The sequence below is a fragment of the Aurantimonas sp. A3-2-R12 genome, from assembly GCF_036016755.1.
Taxonomy (GTDB): Bacteria; Pseudomonadota; Alphaproteobacteria; order Rhizobiales; family Rhizobiaceae; genus Aurantimonas; species Aurantimonas coralicida_A.
Genome location: NZ_JAYXIH010000097.1, coordinates 1 through 3,316 on the forward strand (window position 1 = coordinate 1; position 3,316 = coordinate 3,316).

Consider the following 3,316-nt stretch of genomic DNA (forward strand, 5'->3'; position numbering starts at 1 on the left):
CTCCGGTCAGGTTGAAGTCTCGCAACTCCACCTTAGCCGGCCAATCCGGTGGCCACTTCCGTCACACCATTCGAGGTCCGATTTTCCACCATCAAAGCGGACACTACCCAATGCGGCGGTCGGGTCGATGTCGTTGTGTCGGTAGCGCGTTAGGCGCGATCCGTCCGGGGACGGGGAGAGCAGCGCACAGCTTTTACGCATCGATCTCCAGGAGAACAGGTGTGGACATAACGGATCGGTCCACCGCTCTCCCGTCGTGCGGAAGCAACGTGACCGGCGATGAGGCTCGGCAACGTCTTTGATCATCGATGGAAGGAGCCCGCTCGCTATGGCCGAGATAAATCTGAAAAGCCTACTGGTCCGCTGCGCGACAACCCACGAGGTGGATCTGGACTTGGTAACGAACATTCGCCGCGCTCTCGAGGAGCACGTGCCCGCAGTGGCCGAGCCCGCCGACTCCCGCGACGCCCTCGCGTCGACGGATGGCGCGCTGGCCCTTGTGGCCAAGGCTTTGCCCGGATGGGCTGTCACCTTGCGGGGCGGCACGCGTCCCGGCTCTCCATGGAGCTGTGTCCTGCGGGAAAACGAATCTCAGGACGACGATCAGACCATAGCCGCCGGGCGCGGAATCTCGCCAGCGATCGCCATTTCGGCGGCCGTTCTGCAATTGGTCGCTGGTGTTGAAATCGGCTTCCACTAGAATTCGAGAAGCCGTGTCGGAGACGATGCAGGATGGGTGTGTAATGTCCGAGAGCGACATTCTCTGGTTCGACGAGATCGTGCGTGACGACGTCGCCACGGTCGGCGGCAAGAACGCCTCGCTGGGGGAAATGGTCCAGAAGCTCATCCCCGCCGGTGTGGCGGTTCCCCCTGGATTTGCCACGACGGCCGAGATGTTCAGACGTTTCGTCGCGGCAAACGGAATTGCGGCGATCATCCGGGATACGCTCGACCAGCGCATGGCCGGCAAGATCACGCTCGCCGAAGCCGGCCGAGCTATCCGGGCGGCGTTCTTGCGCGGCGACTGGCCGGACGAATCCGCTGCCGCGATCACGATGGCCTATGAAGAACTGTCGCGCCGCTCCGGCGTCGGCGATGTCGACGTCGCTGTTCGCTCCAGCGCCACCGCCGAAGACCTGCCGGATGCAAGCTTCGCCGGCCAGCAGGAGACGTTTTTGAACGTCGCGGGCACGGCGAAGGTGCTGGACGCCTGTCGGCGCTGCTATGCCTCGCTCTTTACCGACCGCGCCATCAGCTATCGTGAAACGAAAGCTTTCGACCATCTCAAGGTCGCGCTGTCCGTTGGCGTTCAGCGGATGGTGCGCTCCGACCTCGGCAGTTCGGGCGTGATGTTCTCGATCGACACCGAAACCGGCTTCGACCGGGTGGCGATCATCAATGCGGCCTGGGGTCTCGGCGAAAACGTCGTGCAGGGCGCCGTCGATCCCGACGAATACCAGGTCTTCAAGCCGTTTCTCGATAATCCCCAACTCAGGCCGATCATTCAGAAGACGCTCGGCGCCAAGCAGATCAAGATGATCTACGCCAAGGGCGGTGAGCGACCGGTGAAAAACGTGCCGACCTCGCTCATCGAGCGGCAAAGCCTGGTCCTGAGTGACGACGATATCCTCGCGCTGGCCCGATGGGCGAAGACGATCGAACGGCATTATGGCTGTCCGATGGATATCGAATGGGCGAAAGACGGCCGCGACGGATCGCTCTTCATCGTCCAGGCACGACCCGAAACCGTGCAGTCGCAGCGAACCGCCGGTGTGCATAAAAGCTACCGGCTCGGCGCCCATGGCCGGACGCTCTGCACGGGTCTTTCGATCGGACAGGCGATCGTCTCGGGATCGGTTTGCATGATCCGCACTCCGGACGAAATCGACCGCTTCGTGGACGGCGCCATATTGGTGACGGAAACCACCGATCCCGATTGGGTGCCGATCATGAAACGCGCGAGCGCGATCGTTACCGATCACGGCGGGCGCACCTCGCATGCGGCCATCGTCAGCCGCGAACTCGGCCTGCCGGCCATCGTCGGCACTGGCGACGCGACGCAGCTGCTGCATGACGAGCAGGCGATCACGGTGTCCTGCGCGGAGGGCGACCAAGGCTTCGTCTACGAAGGCGACGCGGACATTTCGGTCGAGGAGAGCGATCCCGGTGAGGCGCCGTCCACGCGCACCGAGATCATGCTGAATCTCGCCAATCCGGCCGCCGGCGCGCGCTGGTGGCGGCTGCCAGCCGACGGCGTCGGCCTCGCCCGCATGGAGTTCGTCATCAACAACGCCATCAAGATCCACCCGATGGCGCTGGTCAATTTCGCGGCGATCACCGATGCGGCCGTCCGGACCGAGATCGAGGCCATCACGCGCGGCTACGCGGACAAGCCGGCCTTCTTCGTCGACCGGCTGGCCGAAGGCCTGGCTCGTATCGCCGCCGTCGCACACCCCCATCCCTGCATCGTGCGGATGAGCGACTTCAAGACCAACGAATACGCGCATCTCGTTGGCGGACAGGGCTTCGAGCCCGAGGAGGCGAATCCGATGCTCGGGTTTCGCGGCGCCTCGCGCTACTACTCGCCGCGATACCGGGAAGGCTTTGCGCTGGAGTGTCGCGCGATCCGGCGGCTGCGCGAGGAGATGGGCTTTGCCAATGTGATCGTCATGATCCCGTTCTGCCGCACGCTGTCCGAGGCCGACCGGGTACTTGAGGTCATGGCGGAGAACGGGCTGAAGCGCGGCCAGGACGGGCTTCAGGTCTACGTCATGTGCGAGATCCCCTCCAACGTCATCCTCGCGCGCAGCTTTGCCGAACGCTTCGACGGGTTCTCCATCGGCTCCAACGATCTGACCCAGTTGACGCTCGGTGTCGACCGCGATTCCAGCCTATTGGCCGAATTGTTCGACGAAGAGGACGCGGCGGTGAAATGGATGATCCGCAGCATGATCACGGCCGCCCACGAGGCCGGCGCGAAAGTCGGTCTCTGTGGCCAGGCCCCGAGCGACAATCCCGCCTTCGCCGCTTTCCTCGTCGAATGCGGCATCGACTCGATCTCGATCAGCCCGGACAGCTTCGCCGCGGTCAAGGAGCATGTCGCGCGCGCCGAAGGCCGCGGATCGGCAGTTTGATCTGACGCAATGCGGATGTCGCGGACGCGCCCATAAAGGATGATCGAAATAGTCGTCCGGAGGACAGGATCATGAATGACAGCGCAGTTCCCGCCTTCTCCCATGGAGCGCAACAGGCACAGCAATGGGTCAACGAACTCGCCGACGATTTGAACGAGGGCCTTGAGCGTCACGCCTTGCGA

Annotated in this window: 2 protein-coding genes; both read left to right on the forward strand. The window is 63.5% G+C overall.

Translation table 11 applies throughout. The features are described 5' to 3' along the window. Positions 1-328: 328 nt before the first annotated feature. Positions 329-700: a hypothetical protein gene (locus VSX60_RS22040; RefSeq protein ID WP_327626381.1), complete on the forward strand. Its 372-nt coding sequence runs from the start codon at positions 329-331 to the stop codon at positions 698-700. 43 nt (positions 701-743) lie between these two features. Then, positions 744-3,134, forward strand: a complete 2,391-nt coding sequence (gene ppsA / locus VSX60_RS22045) for a phosphoenolpyruvate synthase (RefSeq protein WP_327626382.1) — start codon at positions 744-746, stop codon at positions 3,132-3,134. The last annotated feature ends 182 nt before the right edge of the window (positions 3,135-3,316 follow it).